This window comes from Nitrospira sp. ND1, assembly GCF_900170025.1.
Lineage (GTDB): Bacteria > Nitrospirota > Nitrospiria > Nitrospirales > Nitrospiraceae > Nitrospira_A.
Window position 1 is genome coordinate 2,230,605 of the sequence record NZ_FWEX01000006.1, and the last position, 19,172, is coordinate 2,249,776.

Here is a 19,172-nt window from a genome sequence, read left to right on the forward strand (position 1 = left end):
TCACAGAACGGCGGGGTGGGAGAAGAGGGTCCGGTGCCTCACTCTGTGGCGAGTCGATTTTCCCTGGATCGATCGGAAGGACTATTTTAGAATCAGGCTGCTGTGGAAGGCGGATGTCTGACGGGCGCCGAGTAATGGAGAATAAGAGATGATGAATGGTCGATGGAGCGCATGCGGACAGGTGGTGCTGCTCGGCATCCTCTGGGCGGGCGGAAGCCAGGCTGTGGAGCCGGACTCACTCGAGGCGTGCCGGGCCCAACCGTTCGACGCCAAGATGCAGTGTTATCAACGGCACTTGGAAACAGTCCTTCAGGCAGAGGGCACAGAACAAACGCTCACGGTCTTGGAGCAGATCACGGTTCAGGATCCTGAGGCATTGCGTGAGGCGCATCCGCTGGTTCATCACGTCGGCCAGCGGTCGTTTGCGCGCTATGGTACGGCACCACTCGCGCTGGCCCATTGTCGAGACGTGTTTTGGTCTGGCTGCTACCACGGGGTCTTGCAGGCCTTCCTCAGCAGCCTTGCGACTGTCGAGCCACAGCATATTCTGCCCCTGTGCCCGATCAGCGAGACGGTCTCCGCCTATTCGTTTCAGCGGTACAACTGTCTCCATGGGTTGGGCCATGGCCTGACCATTCAATTTCGCTATGACCTACTCAAGAGCCTGGCCTTTTGTGATGCGTTGCCGGGCAGTTGGGATCGGGAGTCCTGCTATGGCGGCGTCTTCATGGAAAACATCGTGACGTTCCAGCAGGCACAACGGGCGCAGCCGGCGCAAACGGGCAGCGAACATCATCACCATGAGGCCACGAGTTTTCTCAACCCTCAAGACCTCCTCTATCCCTGCTCCGTCTTGAATGAGAAATACCTGCGAGCCTGTTATCTGATGCAGACCTCCGCCGTGCTGACCTTTCTGAATTATGATTTTGCCCAGGCCTTCATGCAGTGCGCCAGAGTGGAGGGGGAGCATCAGACGACCTGTTACCGCAGTTTGGGCCGTGACATCAGCGGCTACACGTTGCGTGATGCGGTGCGGGTCAACGAACTGTGCCGGCTGGGGCAGGCCGATCAAATCCGGCAATGTTTCATCGGCGCCGTGAAAGACTTCATTCTCACCGACGCCAATCCGGACCCAGGGCTCGCGCTGTGCCGAAGCCTGGATGGGCCGTTCAAAAAAGACTGTTATGCCACCGTGGGTGAAATGGTGATCCCTCTCTTCGACGACAAGGAGAAGCGGGCGCAAGCCTGCCGCAAAGGCGAAGACGAGTATGTTGATGCCTGCCTTGCAGTCGCCACTGCCTTTTAGTTAGGGCGATTCGGGACTCCCGGTTCAGCGACGCCGCTCGGATCCTGCCCCTGATCAGAACCGTATCTCGTGAAGCGCGAAGCGCATCTCGGTGGGGATAAGCGCGTATGGCTCATGGCGTATCGCTGGTAGCCACGTACCCCACTCTCCATTTCAGACGATAGGCTCTTTTCTTCGACGAGATAGGAACGACGCTTCACGGTCGCCGAAGGATTCGCGGGGAATCCGTTCGAGGTCAGGCGCCGGGCGGTGCCGCCACCTGGACTACGTGAAAATCCTTTTGCGCGATCATGCGGCCGTTCATGCGGAGACGAAATTCATAGCGACCGGGCGCAGGGAAGAGGAGGGCGGGGATGTTGATACCGAAGTCGGAAATCTGCAGACGATCTCCAATGACGATGTCGGGGAGCGATGCGCGGCAGACCAACTGGTCTGTATTGACGAACATCAGATCGATTTCGACGCGATACGTGCCTTCGGCGTCGGTCATGCAGAAGTACAGGCCGAGCTGATGGTGCTGAAACGGGAACGTCACCGACTGGAGGTGGGAGAACAGGCCGATCAGAGATTTTTTCTTAGTCAGGCTATCTTCGATGACGCAGTCGCAGACGAGGAACGCCTGCACGCTGGGCGGCGAGACGTCAGTCATGCGATCCGGCCATTGTCAGCCGAGCACCGCGGTGCCGCCGCGGGCCTCGAAGACATCCCCGAACAGCGTATGGGTGGATCCGATGCGACAGAAGTGCGACGTGATCTCGATGAGCTGGCCGCGGTGCGAATAGAATTTCCCGGTCGCCACGTGGATTTTTTCACCTGGTGCGACAGCGGCTTCCAGGACCGTTTCGCCGGTTTCCTGGTCCGTGACTTTGAGCCATGGCAGATTGGGAAAGAGGGTCGGCGGGGACTCGCTGGTGTTGAGTGAAAAGCGATTGCCGTCGTTGAACGCCCAGCGATTGCGACGTAGATGGGCCACATGATTGCCGCTGCCGTCATAGAGGTCGATGGTCAGCAGGATTCGCTCCTGATCCGGCGCAAGCTCCAGCACGAGCTGCTCTTTGCCTTGAACCCGGATGACTCCGTTGGTATTCCGGAAAATGTTAGAACCGAGCCGGATTTCCAGGCTGTGCTTGTGCCGATCCGATTCGGCTTCGTGGGAGGAGTGTGCTGGGTCAGGTTTGCGTAGTTCCATGCGTAGAGATCTAGGGCGACCCGAGGACCTGTTGAGCGACGCACTCGACCATACGTTCTTGCCTGAGCAAGTCGGGAGCAAGGTAGGCCCTTGGCGGGGCGCTGTCAAGTCCGTTCTGGTCGGGCTAGGGAGAGGCGGGGCCTTCGCGCTCGTCGGAATCGGTGGCGGTCACACAGACGGTGACTTCCTGTTCCGATTGGTCACGCAGCGGAATCCTGACGACTTGGGACACAGCCGCTCCGCCGGTCTTTCCAGACGCGGGGACGACCTTGCCGATGACCGGGCCATCCCCGGCGTTATAGTAAATGGTGGTATAGGCAAGGTTGGTCAAGGGTTTGCCGTCGGTGCCGGCCGTGGGTTCGGTGTAGGCGACCGTGACGGTCGAATGTGGCGGCTTCACGCGGACCTTGGTGGTGGCTCCGCATTTGGTCCAAGCGCTTGAATAAGGGGGCGCGATGGTTCCTTCCAGAAAGCTCGCCCCGCAGCCGGCCAGTGAGAGGAACGCCGGGAGTAGGCCCGCGAGAAAAAGTGTTCGGAGGCGAGTGGAGCGTAGAACCATAGTCCTACTTTAGGCCAATTCAATAGGCTCCGCAAGCAGAGTGAGCCCAATTCGGTCTCGATCTCTGTTCAGCAAGCCTCGGCAGCGTGTAGTTTGACTTGCTGTTTGAAAAGCCAAAACCCGCTATGGTACAGTCCTGCTCTTTCAACTGCCTCGCAGATTGCCTCTCTGGTCCCATCGTCTAGCTTGGCCTAGGACGGAGCCCTCTCAAGGCTCAGACACGGGTTCAAATCCCGTTGGGACCACCAACCTTTTCAGGCAGTTAGCACAAGCCTGGTCGGACCCACCCCCGGCATTGTGCTAAATTTGTGATAGTCGTCCTTAAACACCTGCACCGCTTCTCGCAAATTCTCCGGCGCCAGATGCGCATAGCGTTGCGTCATCCGTCCGTCGCGGTGACCGAGTAACCGCTGCACCCGATAGAGATCCACGCCCTTCTGCACGAGCGCGGAGGCGAAGGTATGCCGCAGGTCGTGAAAACGAAAGTTCATCACGCCTACGGACTTGCAAGCGCGCCGAAAGGCCGTCGTGACCATATCCGGCGTCACCGGCTCCCTGTCCTCGGTGTGTTGCAGGAACACCGGGCCGCTTGCGAGTGGTCTCGATGGTCTCACGGCCTCCAAGGTCCTCAACGCAGGATCACACAGGGGAATTCCTAAACGATCCCCATTCTTCGTGTGATCCAGAATGATGAGCCCCCTAGTCAGATCGACTTGCTCCCACTGCAAACACACCACGTTTTCCCGGCGGAGGCCAGTATACCGTGCCAGCATCACAATCGGTTGCAGCCATGTCGGACAGGCTTGGTAAATCTTCGCCAACGTCTCGTCATCGCAGTACCGGACGCGGGCATTGTTCACCTTGCCCATCGATACGCGACAGACCGGATTGTCACGGCACCATTCCCATTCTCGAATGGCGATATTGAAGGCGGTCTTCATCAAGGCCAATTCCTTCACGATGGTGGCCGGTGCGGCTCCTGCTTGTTGCCGTTTCCACTTGTACGCGGCAATCTCCTTCGGTGTGACCTGAACCAAGGTCTTTTTGCCAAACACCGGTAGAAGATGAGCCAGGACGCCTCGCGCCCGTCGTTCACCGTGGCGACTGGCTCCCACGACTCGCTCAGCCACGTAACGCTCGACCATTTCTTCAAAGGTCCGTTCTTGTTCTTCGAGTCGGTCGAAATAGCGACCTTCGACCAACTTGACCTTGATCTTTCCGAGCACCGCTTCTGCGAGCCGGCGGTCCGTACATTCGGTACTTCGCCGGATCTGCCGCCCCTGATAGACAAACGTCATCCACCACACTCTATTGCGCTTAAACAGCCCCATCTGCATCCTCCTTCTGGATGAGGCCTGATTTCGGTCTAGTTTCCCCGTGCCGGGGAGTATAGACCTCGGATTTGGCGGCTTCAATGAGGTGGTTAATATCTCGGGTATCGTCGTGAATCGGCAATGGGAAGGGCTGGACGGGAGTTGCCCCAAAGCCATTCAGCCACGCCTGGATGGCGTCAGGGTCGAACCGGATGAGGCCATGAATGCGATGGCAAGGAATCTTGTTCCGTGAGACCCAGAGGTAGAGTGTGGACGGCTTGATGTTGAGCCAAGCCGAAAGCTCTTTGGTGGTGAGCATGATGCAGATATACCGGGGGAGTCTCGCGACACCCCCAGTCCCCCTAACATGGGCTGCCCGCGTTCCCGCCGGCAGACGACGTGTGAAACCGAGTGGGTGGTTGCTTGAGCAAGTTCCGGTGCCGGTCTTTCCACCTGGAGATGCCCCTGACTATTTCGTGCTGTAGCCATTCTTCCCCACCAGGGGTGGCACAAATTACCGCCAACATTGGCGTCAGGGTGTCGCTCACCCATCGTTTCACGTTCTGCAGGGTCTGCACCTGCTTCTCCTGGGCTAATCGCCCTTTTTGAAATCCCTCCGTCAGGAGGGCGTACCACTCCAGCACTGGAGCCCGGTATCGTTCTTCATCCTCGGCATCCTTCGGAATCTGCCGGAAATCCACATAGGATCGAAGCAATCCAACCACCAACTCTTTCCAATCGGCTTCGTCTAGCGAGGCTAAGGCTCGGGCACATTGTTCGGCGCGATCCTTCTTCAGTTCCAATTCCCACCTGGTACCATACTCCTCCCAATTCTCCTGTTCCTTACTCTTGAGTTCGAGACGCTTGTCGTAAATGCGCAAGAGGGTCTGGCTCTGCGGACTCCCGAAATACATGGTCTCGCCCGTCGTGGCTCCGTCCCCATGTGTCAGGTTGGATACAATGTGTCGGACCTGTGCTGCACGCGTCACACATTGGCCGGCAGCGACGGCCTCTCGAACCGTCGAGACGGAAACGGTCGCGGCTCGATCATCGAGCGCACAGTCAATTCGGGTGACGTGCCCTTGCTGTGCATGGACCCACTTCAGGAGCACTCGAATCTGATCGAGTGTGAGCGCAGAGACCAAACCGCCAGAGAGATCGACATGGATTTCATTCGGACGACGAGGCGCGTTCGTGCCCAGTTTGCCAACTCCTCGCAGTCCATCTGTCTTTATCCACGAGAGGGGATACCCTCGAAAACCCCCTTTGGCTCGACTCCACTCTCCACCGAGGACCTTCATGGTTTCTTGAGGATTGCTGGCCAGGACCGTAAAGGCCAACCAATCAATGGAGAGAGTGAATGTAGAATCCATGGAACCTATCGACCTCCTGTAAGGAGCGCTGTAGGTAGCGCCCCCGTGTTACCAAGACGGGGGCCATTCCGCTCCGCCCCGCAGCCTATCGGCATGCGGCGCGGACCGGCTTTGTCTCCCGGCGACGGATGACGGTGTTGCTCTGAACAGGGCTCCATTCTGAGTATCATCGCGTCCTTGTGATCGTTTCGGTGCATGCGTAGACCTTATGCAAACGCCCCCACGCAGTAAAGAACCCTCTAGAGGACAGAAAGGGTCACGAGGGGACAAATCGAGGACAGATTATCGGGAGGACGAGGCAAGAAGAGAAGTAGGCATAAGGAGGCGTATGTGCGTTTTAGTGCGCTCAGAGCGGCAATTGTGAGCATCGTTCAGAGCCGGAGCATGCAGCAACCAAAAATCGACCGGTTTTTTGACCGTGCGCGAAAAAAAAGTTTGGGGAAGGAATTAGGAGCCTTGTGGGGTACGATCGGAGATATGGTGAACCGAAACCGATGGGGGAAGCGAGTGATTTGGGACGATATTAGGCTTACTTGAATCTCGCTGGAATGAAACAGAGCTAGAGTGGTGAGGCGCCGGCTGCTTCGACCAGGTTCACGGAAAGACGATAAAGCAAAGGGACCAACTTGCGAGATTTAGCCCGACTTGGTCTGAGTTTCTTTGGTGGGACGCTGCTCGCCGGGAGCATCGTCATTAGCCTAGACATATTTCTAGTCGGCTATTTTTCGCAACATTCAAACTCTGCGTTACTAACAATCGAGTTAGCAGCTGTTCTCCTTGATTCACTCATAGGAACAATCCTCTTCATGATCGGCCTCAGCTTTCAGAGGTCACAAGTGGCCGGGAACGGTAAGCGATCAATGATTCTGGCGTTCATCTGCGGTCTGTCATATAGCGTGTTATTGGCGCTTTACGGGCCAGGCGTTTTGATTCGTGCTGATAAACGCAGCGAGCTTGGCAGTTTGGCTCTATTTTCCCTCTGGCTTATTCCAATAGGCTTAGCATTCCTAATGCGCCTCAGGGGAAATAAAGTTGCTGGAAATCATGATTAAAAGTACGACCCTCGTTGGGGTGGAAGGCTATCTCCTTAACTTTCCGACGCGCCGGTATTTGCATAGTTGCGGGATCGCGAGAAGCTTAGAGGTGAGTAACCAATGATCGGAATAGGGGCCCGTCATCGAGTCAGAGCGCTAATACTGGCTACTCTTTTTTCTCTATCGTACGCAGCTATTTCCGATGGGAAAATCGTCGAAGAAGATTTAGAAACTATGGTTCACGAATCAAAACTTATTGTGCTAGGCAAGGTCGCCAGCGCGGAATTCACTGGTGAGATACTTACTGATGAATTCAAGATCGGCAAATGGAATTTGTTCAAGGCTGTGATCAAACCTGATCTTGTGATCAAAGGACGCCTTCAACAAGATGAGCTTGACCTCTATTGCATTGGTGGAATGAGTACTGAAGCAAGATTTAATGTGAACGATGCCAGCATATTTTTCGTCGATGAGGATGATCAAGGCCGTCTCGCTACCGTGCGCGGTTATGCAGGAAAAGTCGATATCACGCAGCAGGTTGCCATGCCGGTAGCAATTCGCAATGAAGAGAATCCTCAACCGCTTGATGCGTTTATGGAAAAAATTAGGTCTATCGTACAAGTAGGTAGAGTTTCCATGGTGAAGAAGGAAGATGCCATTAAGATTGCAAATAAAGAAGTCGAGAAGTTGGGGATCGATCTTCGGGATCTAGAGATAGAGGTCGATAAAGGCAATCGACAATGGGACGAGTTCATGTCCATTCTCAGAGAAAGTGGAGAGGCGACTCGGGAGCAATATCAACGGTATCAATCCAGACTTAAAGGAAGAATATTTTGGACAATTTTCTATAGCCCTAAACGCATTGATGGACGTCGGCCAAAGGGTGGTGACGCGACCGTGCTCATTGATGCTCGAAGTGGAGAAGTGCTCATTGTGATCCGTGGCGAATGAGTGACTGCCTAGTAGCGTTTTTCGTGTGATAGATTTGTGCTAGAAATTGTCAGAACCGCTCAATTCCTCCAGAACCTATCGACTTAATAGACAGCGCCTAAACTGAGATGCTATCAGGGAAAAACGGGGAAACCTTCGCAAAATCAAGCCGGTGTAAAAATTACTTAGTATCGACTCTCAAGGCTCAGACACGGGTTCAAATCCCGTTGGGACCACCAACCTTTTCAAGAGCGTCTCTGATAAGCCCCATCCATCCTCCCGATTCTTCCACCGAGTCGCTCCCCCTTATAATACGTCGATCTGCCTGATTCAACGGTTTCATGGAGACATGCTGACCTGCCTTCCGGCGCGAGTCCCACGCCGATCCATACTCGAGCTGAGCCACAGTGTAAGTCGCGTAGCGACGAGTGTGGCCTTCTGCTGAAAACAGCTGCTTCGGTTGACTGTGAAAAGAACACGGCTAAGGTAAGGATGGCCGCACAGAGATGCAGACACGATGTGCCTTGCCAGCGGGCGGTGACGCGCAAGTACAGAAAGGAGATGGCATGAACAAAGGATTGTTAATCGCGTTGACAGGGGTGTTGATGGGTGTTCAGGCCGGCGTGGCCCACGCTGTCAATCCGGACAACGGACCCGGATGCGGATTGGGTAAATTGGCCTGGGCGGATTACAAGACGCCGAAGAACATTGCCCCTCAAGTCATGATGGCGACAACGAACGGTACGTTCGGGAGTCAAACGTTCGGGATCAGTTTTGGTACATCCGGCTGTACCAATGACGGGAAGGTGATGGCCGGGCAGCAGACGAACGTGTTTGTCGCCGGCGCGTTCGAATCCCTCTCTGAGGATATGGCCAGAGGGGGCGGAGAACATCTGGCGACCCTGGCGACACTCATGGGCGTGCCGTCCGAACAACAGTCCACGTTTTTTGCACTGGCTCAGCAGCAGTATGGTGCGCTTGTTGGGGCCGGTGAACTTTCTTCAGTCGCCGTCGTCAAGGCGCTGCAAGAGGCGATGAAAGAACAGCCGGTACTCGCGCAGGCATCAGGCATCCGCTGAGCGGGTCTCCCCCTTCAGTTTCTCTTGGAGAAGGTCGCCGGGATGTGTGCGTCTGGCGGTGGATGGGCGTGCTCTGCCTCCGCTGCCAGCCGCGCCCCGGCAAGCGGCTCACGTCTTCGGGAGGCGGAGTGCGCCTTGGGGCTCCTCCTTCCCACCTCCGGCGAGACGCACCGGCTTGAAGCGCTCAGCCTGACAGGAGGATAATTGTCCTCCGATGACCCAGCCATCCCACAGACTGCTGCTTCTGACGATCGTCATCCTCGGAATCGGCCTCTACAGCCTTGATCTCTACCTTCCATTAGGCATCGGCAACGGGGTTCTGTACGGAGGCCTGGTGGTGCTGTCGCTGGCATCTCCGGATCGCAAGATTCCCCTGCTCGTGGCCGGCGCCTGCTCCGTCCTGGCCATCTCGGATGTTTTTCTCGGGGTGAGGTTCCCCAATGTCCCCCTCTGGATGGGAATCAGCAACCGGCTATTTAGTCTGGCGGCGATCTGGTTTCCCGTCGTCTACGCCTTCCAGCGCAGAAAAATTGAAGAAGCGCTTCGTGACGCGCATGGAGCACTGGAGGTTCGCGTGGAGGAACGCACGCGCGAGTTGGCGCTGGTGAATCAGGCGCTGCTCGGGGAGATTGTCGAACGAATGGAGACGGAGCGGTCACTCAGGGAGAGCGAGCGCTCGTTGAAGGTGAGTCAGCAGGAGCTGCAGCAGAGTCGCGAAGAACTGAGGGCGCTGGCCGGCCAACTGTTGACGGCTCAAGAGGGGGAACGCCGCCGGATCGCGCGGGATCTGCATGATGACGTGAACCAGCGATTGGCGATGTTGGCGATGGACCTGCGCCGGATTGAAAAGGGTGACCAGGCAGACCCTGCGGCCGTCGCGAGCATGGTCCGATCGATCACCGGCCGGCTGACGGCGGTGTCGGACGATGTCCGCCAGATGGCCTACCGATTTCATCCTTCGATCCTGGACGACCTTGGACTGACGAAAGCCGTGCGCCGGTTGGTGGACGATTTTTCCGCCAGCACCGGGATTCAGGCGGTGTATGTCCATCATGACCCCGTGAGCCCTGTCCCTACCGACCTGGCTACTTGTGTGTACCGGATCGCACAGGAAAGCCTCAATAACGTGGCGCGTCACGCCAGGGCCTCCGAGGTCGAGGTCGAATTGATTTGCGATGAAGGGAGGGTTACTCTTTCTATTCGCGACAACGGCGTCGGGTTTGATCCGCTGCAGGTGTCACAGATGCGGGGTCGATTGGGTGTGCTCAGCATGAAAGAGCGGGTGCGTTTGGTGGGGGGAACTTTGGATGTGACGACGGCGCCCGGGCGCGGGACGCACATTGAGGTGGATGTGCCGCTGGCAGGGAATGCGCATGTCTAAACCGCGTGTGTTGCTGGCGGACGATCATTCGCTGGTGCTCGAAGGGTTTCGCCGCATTCTCGACGATCAATGCGACCTGGTGGGGATGGTCGAGGACGGACGGGCGCTTCTTGAGGCGGCACAACGGGTCCAGCCCGACATTGTGATTCTCGATGTGTCGATGCCGCTCCTGAACGGCATCGATGCGGCTACACAGCTAAAAAAATCGCATCCGTCCATCAAGGTGATCTTTGTCACCATGCATGCCGATGCGGACTATGTCCGGTCGGCGTTTGAGGCCGGGGCCTCAGGCTATCTCCTGAAACGATCGGCGGTCGATGAACTGGAGCAGGCGATTCGAGCGGTGTGGGCCGGGCATACCTACATCACCCCGTTGATCGCGAAGGGGCTGCTCGACGTGCTGATGACGATCGGCCCGGGGCAGTCACAGCAGAAAAAAACACTGACGTTCCGTCAGCGTGAAGTATTGCAGCTGCTGGCTGAGGGCCGAACGGTAAAGGATATTGCGATTCGCCTCAAGATTTCGACCCGGACCGTTGAGTTCCACAAGGCGCAGATCATGGAACAACTCAATCTTCGTACCACGGCAGAGTTGATCAAGTATGCGCTCACGCATGGGATCGTAGCCCCTTCCTAACGCTCCCTTCGGTATCCACGAGAGCTCCCTCAAGGGTTCCTGCATCGGGACCTCGTAATCTTCCGCTCAAGACTGTCAGGCCTTACGAGTTCCGCAGTCTTCGGGGCTGTTCTATAAGGAATGGCGTGATGTGCCGATCCAGGCGGGAGGGTGTATGCGCACCGGAGATGGAGAGGAGGTAGGCGAAGGATCGCTACAATTCTTCGGTCGCCCGGTGTTATTCCGCTGTCGTTCCTGTGAGCGGGTCCGGCTTGCCGGACTGCTGGAGGTGTCCCGGCCTATCTGGCAGGATGAATCCGCGGTGCTGCGGGGCCAGGAGCTCAGTCGGGAAGACGTCTGGTGGTTCCATATCTGCTGCGAACGTTGTCAGCCTACCGAGCACACCTCCGACTCCGTCTAGCCCCGCGCCGATTATCCTCACAACGATCTTTCTTCCCCGCCGCCGGTTCTGGTAGAAGTCTGACATGATGAATGTCATTGGACTGGGCGCAATCGCCGGTCTCATTCCGGTTTATCTCGGCATCCTTGCGGCCCTGTTTTTAGGCAAGGTCTTGCCGCGGACTTGGGAGGGCGGGCTGATCGGCGTGGCGAACGGTGTCTTGGTGTACCTCTTTTTCGATCTCATGCACGAGGCGACCGAGCAGACCGGCGTACGTGATGTGACGTCGTGGGTGGTGTTTCTCGGGAGTCTGGGGGTGAGTTTCGTCGGATTGGTGGCGTTGGAATCGAGCCAGGTCTTCGGCGGGCGCTCAGGAAATCGCATGTTGTCTCTGCCCTACATGATTGCGGTGGGGATGGGCTTACATAATCTCGGCGAGGGGCTGGCCATCGGCGCCAGCTACGCCAGCGGTGAATATACGCTGAGCGCGTTATTGGTGGCGGGTTTCGGTCTGCACAACGGCACCGAGGGTTTCGGTATCGTGGGCGCGGCCGGCAAAACGCCGATGTCCTGGCGCGATGTCTTCTTGTTGGGGTTAATCGCCGGGCTCCCGACCTGTGTCGGGACATTTCTCAGCGGACAAGGGGTGTCTCCCTATTTCTCCATCTGCTTTTACGCGCTGGCAGCCGGTTCGTTGCTCTATGTGGTGCTCTCGTTGACGGTCATGTCGTATACGGCGACGCGCCGGGTGCAGGTGGCGGCCGGGATGTTTGCCGGCATCAGTCTCATGTATGTCACTGCGATGGTGCTGACTCTGGTCAGCGGCGTTCGCAGCTGACGGCTCCTTCCATCCGCAGTCTCCTTCCGGTCCGGTTGATGCGCATAACCTCTGCTCACTGTTCGCGCGGTTCACGGCGGGCAGTCATGGCGCTGTCTGGTGGTCTGACCACGGGGCCGGCGCTTCAATTGACCCCGCGACGCTCGGTTGTGTATAAAATGACCTGCTCGATCGGAAGGCTGATTTTTTTCGGGAGGCTCTCATCATGGCGGGACGGGAATTTCACGACGGTGCCACGGATGGCTTGGAGGCGCTCGAGCCTCTCGACCCCGAGAAGATTCATTCCTTTTCGGAACTGCTGGAGGCGATGCGGAAGACGGCATTCGGCGGCCGACGGCTGGGCGAAGCGTACGAAACACTCGCCGCGATGATCGAGGATTCCGATTGCAAGGTGGTGCTGACCCTCTCCGGCGCCATGACCATCGCGAAGATGGGCAAAATCGTCAGCACGATGATCGACCGCGGCATGGTGCAGGCCATCATCTCGACCGGCGCGCTGGTCGCGCATGGCCTGAGCGAATCGGTGGGCAAGCTCCACTACCGTCACGAGGCGTCTCATAGCGACGAGGAGTTATTCCAGAAGGGATACAACCGCGTCTATGACACCCTCGAAATGGAGTCGAACCTCAATTACGTCGAGCACGTCGTCTCATTGACATTGAAACGTATCAACACCGAGCAACCCCTCTCCTCGCATCTCCTGACTCGGGAACTCGGCAAGACGCTGGCGGAAGAATTTGAGGGCCCCGGTATCCTCAAGAGTGCCTATCTGAAAAATGTGCCGGTGTATATTCCCGCGTTTACCGATTCCGAGATGGGGCTGGATGTCGGTACCTGGGCGATGGGCAAGCGGATGGATCAGGCCCGCAGCCAGGTGAAGGAAGGTGGAGACATGGCGGTTTTGCGCGCGCTGCACCAGACCTGTCCGGTCTTTAACCCCTACCTCGATCTCAATCACTATGCGGAAGAAGTCCTGGGGTCGAAGCGCCTCGGCATTTTCACCATCGGCGGCGGGGTGCCGCGCAATTGGGCGCAGCAGGTGGCGCCGTATATCGAGATCAGCAACACGCGTCTGGGCCTCAACGTCCAACCGCCACGCTTTCATTATGGTGTGCGAATCTGTCCCGAGCCGGATTACTGGGGCGGCTTGAGCGGCTGCACGTATCAAGAGGGCATCTCCTGGGGCAAGTTCGTGCCCCCGGCCGAGGGTGGACGGTTCGCTGAAGTGCTTAGCGACGCCACGCTGGTGTGGCCGCTGCTCATGGTCGGCTTGTTGGAGCGTATCCCCGCCAAGAGTGTCCCGGCATGACCCCCGTGACTACGTGGCTGCTTCGGGCCGGGACGTCGTGTTTCCTGCTCTTGCTTGTCGCCGGAGCGGCTCTGGCTGCGAGTGCGCCGGCGGTCGATCATCGTATGCGGGGCAAGGCGGATGCGCCGGTGACGCTGATCGAGTATTCAGACTTCACGTGCGGGTACTGCCTCAAGTTTTTCAAAGAAACCTGGCCCAAGATTCAGGCGCGGTATGTCGACACCGGCAAGGTGCGGTTTCTCTACAAGGATTATCCCCGCGCAGATCAGGGGCCAGGGGTCACCGCTGCGCTCGCCGCTCGTTGCGCCGGCGATCAGGGAACCTATTGGCCGATGCATGACCGATTGTTCGCGGCAGACGGGCGGTTGGATGTGGACAGTTACTCCCAACATGCCAAGGCGATCGGACTCGACCAGTCGCAATTCCGGCAATGTTTGCGCGATGCTCCGCATATGCAGGCGATCTTTCACGACCGGGATGAAGCGAATTCCTGGGGATTTCACGGCACACCCGGCTTCGTCCTGATGCGCACGGCCCAGCAGCCGACGACCAAGAATCCGGCTATTGCGATTCCCGGCGCGTTCCCCTTTGAAGCCTTCGAGGAAGAAATTGAGAAGCTGCTCGCGCCGGCGGGGGCGAAACAGAAATAATATTTCTCATGCGGAAGAAAGCCAGGACTGTGACGAGACTCATCGTTTAGCCAGGAAAGAGGAAACTGCACTATGGCGTCGAAACAAGCCTTTTGGTCTGTGCCTGCAAAGGATGGAGAACCCGATTTATGGGTGTGCATGTCCTGTTTGAGCGAGGCGTTTTGCCGGAAGGTGCCGATGCCGGCCTGTCCGACATGCCACGGCGTGTCGACCTATGAAGCCTTTACCTTGGCGGCGGTTCAGGATTGGGGAACCGAGGAATTAATCGCCAAGGCGGTGGCGGCTCAGCGTGATGCGGAGGCGATCAGTGCCGCAACCAACGTAACGCCACCACTGGAATCCGTGCCGTAGCGATTCTCCCTCTCCTGGAGTAAGTCCGTTGGAAGATGGACGTCCATTTCTAATCGGCGGTCGGTGGTTTCACACCAGCACGACTGCTCCCGTATACAATCCCTATACAGGCGAGACGATCGCTCATGTCTGCCAGGCCGGCCTGGCCGAAGCGGAGGCGGCAATGCAGTCGTCCGTCGAGGGCGCGGCCGCGATGCGCCGGTTGTCCGGCTATGCACGCTCGACTCTGCTTCAGAAGGCCGCTCAGGCCCTCCAGTCCAGGCAGGAAGAGTGTGCACGCATCATGATGGCTGAGGCCGGCAAGCCCCTGACCGATGCGCGTCGCGAGGTGGGCCGTGCCATTCAGACGTTCTCGATTGCTGGGGAAGAAGCCAAGCGCATCGGGGGTGAAGTGGTCCCGCTCGATTGGTCTCCCGGGATGGAATCGTACTGGGGGGTGACGCGGCGATTTCCCATCGGACCCATTCTCGGGATTACCCCGTTCAATTTCCCGCTGAATCTTGTCGTCCATAAGGTCGCTCCGGCCTTGGCGGCTGGTAACTCGATTCTCATCAAACCGGCTCCGCAGACCCCCCTGACATCGCTCCTCCTGGCGGAGCTGCTTCTCGAAGCGGGCGTTCCACCGGGTGGTCTCAACGTGTTGCCCTGCGATAACCGGGTGGCGGAGCAATTAGTCGTCGATCCCCGGTTCAAGTTGCTGAGCTTTACCGGAAGCGCGCCGGTGGGCTGGATGTTGAAGGCCAAGTGCGGCAAGAAAAAGGTGGTGCTCGAATTGGGCGGGAATGCTGCCGTGATCGTCGAGCCGGACGCGGATCTGGATTATGTGGCGCAACGTTGTGTGACCGGGGGATTCAGCTATGCGGGGCAGACGTGCATTTCGGTCCAACGGATTTTTGTGCACGAGTCGATCGTTGCAGCCTTTACCGAGAACCTCGTGGCCCGTGTGGAGCGGTTGGAAACCGGAGATCCCGGCAATGAACGCACGGTCGTCGGCCCGCTCATTGATCCGGGGGCCGCGCAGCGCATCGAAGGCTGGATCGGGGACGCCGTGGCCCAAGGTGCCCGGGTGTTGTCGGGCGGAACGCGGGTGGGGTCGGTCGTGCGGCCGACGGTCTTGTCCCAGGTGACGCCCGCCATGAAGGTGTCCTGTCAGGAAGTGTTCGGTCCGTTGGTGACGATTACGCCCTATCGCGAGTTCGATGACGTATTGAAGGCCGTCAATGAGTCGGAGTACGGCTTGCAGGCGGGCGTGTTCACCAGCAACATCGGGCGAATTTTTCAAGCATTTGAGCAGCTGGAGGTCGGCGCCGTCCTGGCGAACGAAATTCCGACGTTCCGCGCGGACCATATGCCCTACGGCGGGGTGAAAGATTCCGGGATCGGACGTGAAGGGCTTCGGTATGCGATCGAAGACATGACCGAGCCCAAGTTGCTGGTCATGAACCTCCGCAGACCCTGAAAGGCCCTGGGGCGAGGCAAAAAAACCCTGCCGCCGTATTGCGGATGCCCCACAAACTTGATACAACTTTCGCGCGTGTCGCCGCATGATCAATTGCGTGGCACAAGGCTTGTGACAATTCTTCGAACACTCAGGGTGGAGTGATTTCGACGAGGGATGAAGAGGGAGACCTACATGGTACCAACACACATGTTTTTGACGAGGGGCGTCGGGGTGCACAAGGAAAAGCTGGCTGCGTTCGAGCAGGCCTTGCGTAGCGCCGGCGTGGCCTATTGCAACCTCGTCAGTGTCTCGTCGATTCTCCCGCCCAATTGCAAAATTCTCCCTCGCAAGCGTGGCGAGAAATTGTTGAATCCCGGTGAAATCACGTTTTGCGTCATGGCCAGATCGGAGACCAACGAGCGCAACCGGCTGATTTCCGCGTCGATCGGTTTGGCGATTCCGACGGATCGGGATACGTACGGCTATCTCTCTGAGCATCATGCGTACGGTGAAACGGACGAAGAGTCCGGAGAATATACGGAAGACTTGGCGGCACAGATGCTTGCGACCACGCAGGGCATCGAGTTCGATCCCGATGTGGCCTGGAAAGAGCGTGAGCAGGTGTTCAAGATGGGTGGAAAAATCGTCCGGACCCTGAATATCACGCAATCGGCGGTCGGTCGTCCGAATCGATGGACGTGTGTCATCGCCTTGGCGGTGTTTATCCCCACGGAAAACATCCCCAAGAGTCTTCGAGACAAGGCCTAGCGGCGGGCGGCATGGCGCTCCCGTCCGGATGGCTTGGGCAAGCCGACAACTTTCTGGGGATCGACGAACCCTGGTGTCATCCCGATCAGGCCGGAGTGTACGTACTCCCGGCTCCCTACGAACATACCTCCAGTTATATCCTCGGGTCCGATCGGGGCCCTTCCGCGATCATCGAAGCCTCCCAACAGGTCGAGTTGTACGATGAGACTCTACGCTACGAGCCCTACCGCGAATGGGGCGGCGTGGCGACGGCAGCCACATTGAACCTCGATGGGCGGGTCGATGGTCCGGCCGTCCAGGCTATTCAGGATTTTGTGCAGCCGCATGTCGGTCGGGGGAAATTTTTGGTCACCCTGACCGGTGAACATACCGGCGCCTTAGGGGCGATTCGGGCGCATGCCCGGAATTATCCGGGTATGTGTGTGGTGCAGATCGACGCCCATGGCGATCTCCGCCAGGCCTACCAGGACAATCCATACAGCCATGCGAGTGTGATGGCCCGTGTGGTGGAGGATGGGCTGCCCCTGGTACAAATCGGTGTCCGATCGATCAGTCCGGAGGAAATCGATCTCATTCAGAAGACCCCACGGATCCATACATTTTTTGCCGCCTCGATTCTCGATCCATCCGGTCCCTATGAGGGGCGGGCCGCTCGTTGGATTCCCGAGGTTCTGGCCGCCTGCACCGGGCCGGTGTACCTCACCTTCGATTGCGACGGGCTCGATGCGTCGCTCGTGCCGGCATTGGGAACGCCCGAGCCGGGCGGGTTGGGTTGGTACGACACCCTCGCGCTGGTGACTGCGTTGGCAAACGGTCCCGGCATCGTCGGCATGGACATCAGCGAGATCGCGCCCATCGAAGGGTTTGTCGCGCCCCAGTTCAGCATCGCCCGCTTGATCTATCGGATGCTGGGTCGGATTCGTGCCGGCCGCCGCGTGTATTGACTCTCACATTGTGAAGCGTCTCTCGTTGGAGAGCGGAATGGATCGCTCATGACTTAGAACACAGGCAATGAGAGAGCTCTGCCTGTGTTTTTCGGTCGAGGTTTTTGTCCATACGCTCTTTGCGAGATACGACAGACGCTTCATGAGGGACGGCTCACGCGAGTTCATTCCCCGCCATGCGCATCAATAAATTTTTCACCGAGCAGGGCCTGTGTTCACGGCGGGAGGCCGATCGCCTCATTGCCGAAGGGCGGGTGACCATCAATGGCCAGGTGGCCAAGCTCGGCGACCAGGTCTCGCCACAGGATTTGGTCGCGCGCGATGGCGTTGTGCTGCAGCGCGGCAATCGCTTGGTGTATCTCAAGTATCACAAACCGGTCGGAGTGACGACGACCACCGAACTGCATGTGCGGCGGAACATCATCGCCGAAATCGGCCATACGGCCAGAATTTTCCCGATCGGACGGCTCGACAAAGATTCTTCCGGACTCATTCTGCTCACGAACGACGGCGACATCGTCAATGAGATCTTGCGGGTCGAGCACGGACATGAGCGGGAATATCGCGTGGAAGTGGATCGGGAATTCGACGAAACGTTTCTCGTGCGGATGGCCCAGGGGGTGACCATTCTAGGGGTGCCCACCAGGCCTTGCACCGTGGCGCGTCTCGGCCCCCTTCGCTTCCGCATCATCCTGACGGAAGGACGCAACCGGCAAATCAGGCGCATGTGTCACGCGCTCGGGTATCGCGTCATGTCCTTACATCGCGTGCGGATCATGCACATTACCATTGACGGTTTGCATGTCGGGCAGTGGGTGGATTTGACCCACGATGAGCGTCGCCGGCTGTTTCAGGCACTCGGCAGGCCGGCGGATTCGTCGATGTAAGCAGGGATGGGGGCGTCGGGAGCAATTGCTGGGATTGCGAACGGTTATCCCTCGCTCGGCAGGCCCCTCGTTGATCCAGGATGGGGCGTTTCTTCAGGTCGTGAGGAGGGCAGTTCCCGTACACGCGCCGGGCGGGCGAGAAACAGGTTCAGCAGCGCAATGAAAAAACTCCCGCCTACGATCCAGTAGCCTGTCCTCACAATTGTCTTTGTGCCTTCGTCGCGCATGTCTTTCGAGACTTCCGCCACGGTTTCCAGCAGGCGATCCAGCGCGAGGCTCACCTGCATGACTTTCGGTCCGCCGTTGTCGGCCGCATGAATTTCGGCTTTGCGCCGAAGTTCCGTCGCTTCCGCCGCCGATCCTGCCCGCCACTCTTGAGACAGCAAATCGATCGTCTTGCTGGCGACGTGAAAGTATTGATCGAGGCTTTCACGAACCGCTTGTATGTCTTTTTCTTCGCTGCGTCCGCTTCGCGACACGCGCAGACCGGCTGCGGCATAACGATCGACGGCATGTTGAATGCGCGCGCGTTGCGTCGGCAGCGATTCGGTAATCCGTTCGAAAATAGTCTGATTTTCAGCCTCCAAGGACCGAATGATCGTATTGCGATATCGGATGACGTCCGCTGAAATATGGGCGAGATCCACCGCGCCCAGGGTGTACTCCGCATACATGATGCGCAGGTCTTGGTCGATACGGCTGAGCGCCTGGCCGCTGACCCATCCCAACCCCGCGATCAGAAGACTGATGAGCAGTTGGTTAGTAGTGGGGAAAGACAATTTCAGGCGTGATGCCAATGACACA

At 58.0% G+C, this 19,172-nt stretch carries 21 protein-coding genes and 1 tRNA gene; 15 read left to right on the forward strand and 7 right to left on the reverse strand.

Features of this window, described 5'->3' with window-relative positions:
• The first annotated feature begins 148 nt into the window (after positions 1–148).
• Positions 149–1,306, forward strand: a complete 1,158-nt coding sequence (locus NSND_RS15360) for a hypothetical protein (protein ID WP_080879822.1) — start codon at positions 149–151, stop codon at positions 1,304–1,306.
• Between the two features lie 235 nt (positions 1,307–1,541).
• Here the strand turns inward: NSND_RS15360 and NSND_RS15365 are convergent, their stop codons facing one another.
• The 3 genes from NSND_RS15365 to NSND_RS21705 all read right to left on the reverse strand — a co-directional run bounded on the left by NSND_RS15365 (position 1,542) and on the right by NSND_RS21705 (position 2,895).
• Entirely contained in the window at positions 1,542–1,955 is a 414-nt protein-coding gene (locus NSND_RS15365; protein WP_080879823.1) for a DUF6941 family protein, read from the reverse strand.
• Between the two features lie 15 nt (positions 1,956–1,970).
• The gene (locus NSND_RS15370) at positions 1,971–2,495 is read right to left on the reverse strand and encodes a hypothetical protein (protein ID WP_080879824.1); all 525 of its coding nucleotides are present in this window, start codon (positions 2,493–2,495) and stop codon (positions 1,971–1,973) included.
• A 124-nt stretch (positions 2,496–2,619) separates the two neighbouring features.
• Positions 2,620–2,895 (reverse strand): hypothetical protein, encoded by a 276-nt coding sequence (locus tag NSND_RS21705; RefSeq protein ID WP_235000273.1) that lies wholly within the window; start codon positions 2,893–2,895, stop codon positions 2,620–2,622.
• A 329-nt stretch (positions 2,896–3,224) separates the two neighbouring features.
• On the opposite strand from NSND_RS21705, the gene NSND_RS15380 reads away from it, so the two are divergent.
• Positions 3,225–3,302, forward strand: a tRNA-Glu gene (locus tag NSND_RS15380).
• A gap of 6 nt (positions 3,303–3,308) precedes the next feature.
• On the opposite strand, the gene NSND_RS15385 is transcribed toward NSND_RS15380, so the two are convergent.
• The 3 genes from NSND_RS15385 to NSND_RS15395 are packed head-to-tail and all read right to left on the reverse strand — an operon-like array spanning position 3,309 to position 5,740.
• A complete protein-coding gene (locus tag NSND_RS15385) occupies positions 3,309–4,385 on the reverse strand; it encodes a tyrosine-type recombinase/integrase (protein WP_080879826.1) in 1,077 nt (358 codons plus the stop codon).
• Positions 4,372–4,686 (reverse strand): helix-turn-helix domain-containing protein, encoded by a 315-nt coding sequence (locus tag NSND_RS15390; protein WP_080879827.1) that lies wholly within the window; start codon positions 4,684–4,686, stop codon positions 4,372–4,374. Before NSND_RS15390 ends, NSND_RS15385 begins: the two co-directional genes overlap by 14 nt.
• Before the next feature lie 43 nt (positions 4,687–4,729).
• Positions 4,730–5,740 carry a replication initiation factor domain-containing protein gene (locus tag NSND_RS15395; protein WP_080879828.1) on the reverse strand — a complete coding sequence of 337 codons (1,011 nt, stop codon included), beginning with the start codon at positions 5,738–5,740 and terminating at the stop codon, positions 4,730–4,732.
• 626 nt (positions 5,741–6,366) lie between these two features.
• Here NSND_RS15395 and NSND_RS21710 point away from each other — a divergent pair.
• The 13 genes from NSND_RS21710 (at position 6,367) to NSND_RS15470 (ending at position 18,368) form a co-directional block, all read left to right on the forward strand.
• The gene (locus tag NSND_RS21710; protein ID WP_080879830.1) at positions 6,367–6,792 is read left to right on the forward strand and encodes a hypothetical protein; all 426 of its coding nucleotides are present in this window, start codon (positions 6,367–6,369) and stop codon (positions 6,790–6,792) included.
• 102 nt (positions 6,793–6,894) lie between these two features.
• Positions 6,895–7,725 (forward strand): hypothetical protein, encoded by an 831-nt coding sequence (locus NSND_RS15410; RefSeq protein WP_080879831.1) that lies wholly within the window; start codon positions 6,895–6,897, stop codon positions 7,723–7,725.
• Between the two features lie 545 nt (positions 7,726–8,270).
• A complete protein-coding gene (locus NSND_RS15415; protein WP_080879832.1) occupies positions 8,271–8,783 on the forward strand; it encodes a DUF3015 domain-containing protein in 513 nt (170 codons plus the stop codon).
• Between the two features lie 214 nt (positions 8,784–8,997).
• Complete coding sequence (locus NSND_RS15420) at positions 8,998–10,164, forward strand: sensor histidine kinase (RefSeq protein WP_080879833.1); 1,167 nt, start codon at positions 8,998–9,000, stop codon at positions 10,162–10,164.
• Positions 10,157–10,801 (forward strand): response regulator, encoded by a 645-nt coding sequence (locus NSND_RS15425; RefSeq protein WP_080879834.1) that lies wholly within the window; start codon positions 10,157–10,159, stop codon positions 10,799–10,801. Before NSND_RS15420 ends, NSND_RS15425 begins: the two co-directional genes overlap by 8 nt.
• A gap of 464 nt (positions 10,802–11,265) precedes the next feature.
• Complete coding sequence (locus tag NSND_RS15435; protein ID WP_080879836.1) at positions 11,266–12,018, forward strand: ZIP family metal transporter; 753 nt, start codon at positions 11,266–11,268, stop codon at positions 12,016–12,018.
• 205 nt (positions 12,019–12,223) lie between these two features.
• A complete protein-coding gene (locus NSND_RS15440) occupies positions 12,224–13,327 on the forward strand; it encodes a deoxyhypusine synthase family protein (protein WP_080879837.1) in 1,104 nt (367 codons plus the stop codon).
• Positions 13,324–13,977 (forward strand): DsbA family protein, encoded by a 654-nt coding sequence (locus NSND_RS15445; protein WP_080879838.1) that lies wholly within the window; start codon positions 13,324–13,326, stop codon positions 13,975–13,977. Before NSND_RS15440 ends, NSND_RS15445 begins: the two co-directional genes overlap by 4 nt.
• A gap of 72 nt (positions 13,978–14,049) precedes the next feature.
• Positions 14,050–14,328, forward strand: coding sequence for a hypothetical protein (locus tag NSND_RS15450; RefSeq protein WP_080879839.1), 279 nt, complete (start codon positions 14,050–14,052; stop codon positions 14,326–14,328).
• Positions 14,329–14,356: 28 nt separating this feature from the next.
• The gene (locus tag NSND_RS15455) at positions 14,357–15,787 is read left to right on the forward strand and encodes an aldehyde dehydrogenase family protein (RefSeq protein ID WP_080879840.1); all 1,431 of its coding nucleotides are present in this window, start codon (positions 14,357–14,359) and stop codon (positions 15,785–15,787) included.
• 174 nt (positions 15,788–15,961) lie between these two features.
• Complete coding sequence (locus NSND_RS15460) at positions 15,962–16,537, forward strand: pyruvoyl-dependent arginine decarboxylase (RefSeq protein WP_143833581.1); 576 nt, start codon at positions 15,962–15,964, stop codon at positions 16,535–16,537.
• 11 nt (positions 16,538–16,548) lie between these two features.
• Positions 16,549–17,481, forward strand: a complete 933-nt coding sequence (gene speB / locus NSND_RS15465; protein ID WP_159450815.1) for an agmatinase — start codon at positions 16,549–16,551, stop codon at positions 17,479–17,481.
• A 176-nt stretch (positions 17,482–17,657) separates the two neighbouring features.
• Entirely contained in the window at positions 17,658–18,368 is a 711-nt protein-coding gene (locus NSND_RS15470; protein WP_080879843.1) for a pseudouridine synthase, read from the forward strand.
• A gap of 44 nt (positions 18,369–18,412) precedes the next feature.
• Here NSND_RS15470 and NSND_RS15475 read toward each other — a convergent pair whose 3' ends face one another.
• Positions 18,413–19,171, reverse strand: coding sequence for an MCP four helix bundle domain-containing protein (locus tag NSND_RS15475; RefSeq protein ID WP_159450816.1), 759 nt, complete (start codon positions 19,169–19,171; stop codon positions 18,413–18,415).
• Between the last annotated feature and the right edge of the window lies 1 nt (position 19,172).

What these genes read in the sequence shown, in the direction of transcription:
- NSND_RS15360 (WP_080879822.1), top strand. Translation starts at nt 149, where the DNA reads ATGATGAATGGTCGATGGAGCGCATGCGGACAGGTGGTGCTGCTCGGC.
- NSND_RS15365 (WP_080879823.1), bottom strand. Translation starts at nt 1,955, where the DNA reads ATGACTGACGTCTCGCCGCCCAGCGTGCAGGCGTTCCTCGTCTGCGAC.
- NSND_RS15370 (WP_080879824.1), bottom strand. Translation starts at nt 2,495, where the DNA reads ATGGAACTACGCAAACCTGACCCAGCACACTCCTCCCACGAAGCCGAA.
- NSND_RS15385 (WP_080879826.1), bottom strand. Translation starts at nt 4,385, where the DNA reads ATGGGGCTGTTTAAGCGCAATAGAGTGTGGTGGATGACGTTTGTCTAT.
- NSND_RS15390 (WP_080879827.1), bottom strand. Translation starts at nt 4,686, where the DNA reads ATGCTCACCACCAAAGAGCTTTCGGCTTGGCTCAACATCAAGCCGTCC.
- NSND_RS15395 (WP_080879828.1), bottom strand. Translation starts at nt 5,740, where the DNA reads ATGGATTCTACATTCACTCTCTCCATTGATTGGTTGGCCTTTACGGTC.
- NSND_RS15410 (WP_080879831.1), top strand. Translation starts at nt 6,895, where the DNA reads ATGATCGGAATAGGGGCCCGTCATCGAGTCAGAGCGCTAATACTGGCT.
- NSND_RS15415 (WP_080879832.1), top strand. Translation starts at nt 8,271, where the DNA reads ATGAACAAAGGATTGTTAATCGCGTTGACAGGGGTGTTGATGGGTGTT.
- NSND_RS15420 (WP_080879833.1), top strand. Translation starts at nt 8,998, where the DNA reads ATGACCCAGCCATCCCACAGACTGCTGCTTCTGACGATCGTCATCCTC.
- NSND_RS15425 (WP_080879834.1), top strand. Translation starts at nt 10,157, where the DNA reads ATGTCTAAACCGCGTGTGTTGCTGGCGGACGATCATTCGCTGGTGCTC.
- NSND_RS15435 (WP_080879836.1), top strand. Translation starts at nt 11,266, where the DNA reads ATGATGAATGTCATTGGACTGGGCGCAATCGCCGGTCTCATTCCGGTT.
- NSND_RS15440 (WP_080879837.1), top strand. Translation starts at nt 12,224, where the DNA reads ATGGCGGGACGGGAATTTCACGACGGTGCCACGGATGGCTTGGAGGCG.
- NSND_RS15445 (WP_080879838.1), top strand. Translation starts at nt 13,324, where the DNA reads ATGACCCCCGTGACTACGTGGCTGCTTCGGGCCGGGACGTCGTGTTTC.
- NSND_RS15450 (WP_080879839.1), top strand. Translation starts at nt 14,050, where the DNA reads ATGGCGTCGAAACAAGCCTTTTGGTCTGTGCCTGCAAAGGATGGAGAA.
- NSND_RS15460 (WP_143833581.1), top strand. Translation starts at nt 15,962, where the DNA reads ATGGTACCAACACACATGTTTTTGACGAGGGGCGTCGGGGTGCACAAG.
- speB (WP_159450815.1), top strand. Translation starts at nt 16,549, where the DNA reads ATGGCGCTCCCGTCCGGATGGCTTGGGCAAGCCGACAACTTTCTGGGG.
- NSND_RS15470 (WP_080879843.1), top strand. Translation starts at nt 17,658, where the DNA reads ATGCGCATCAATAAATTTTTCACCGAGCAGGGCCTGTGTTCACGGCGG.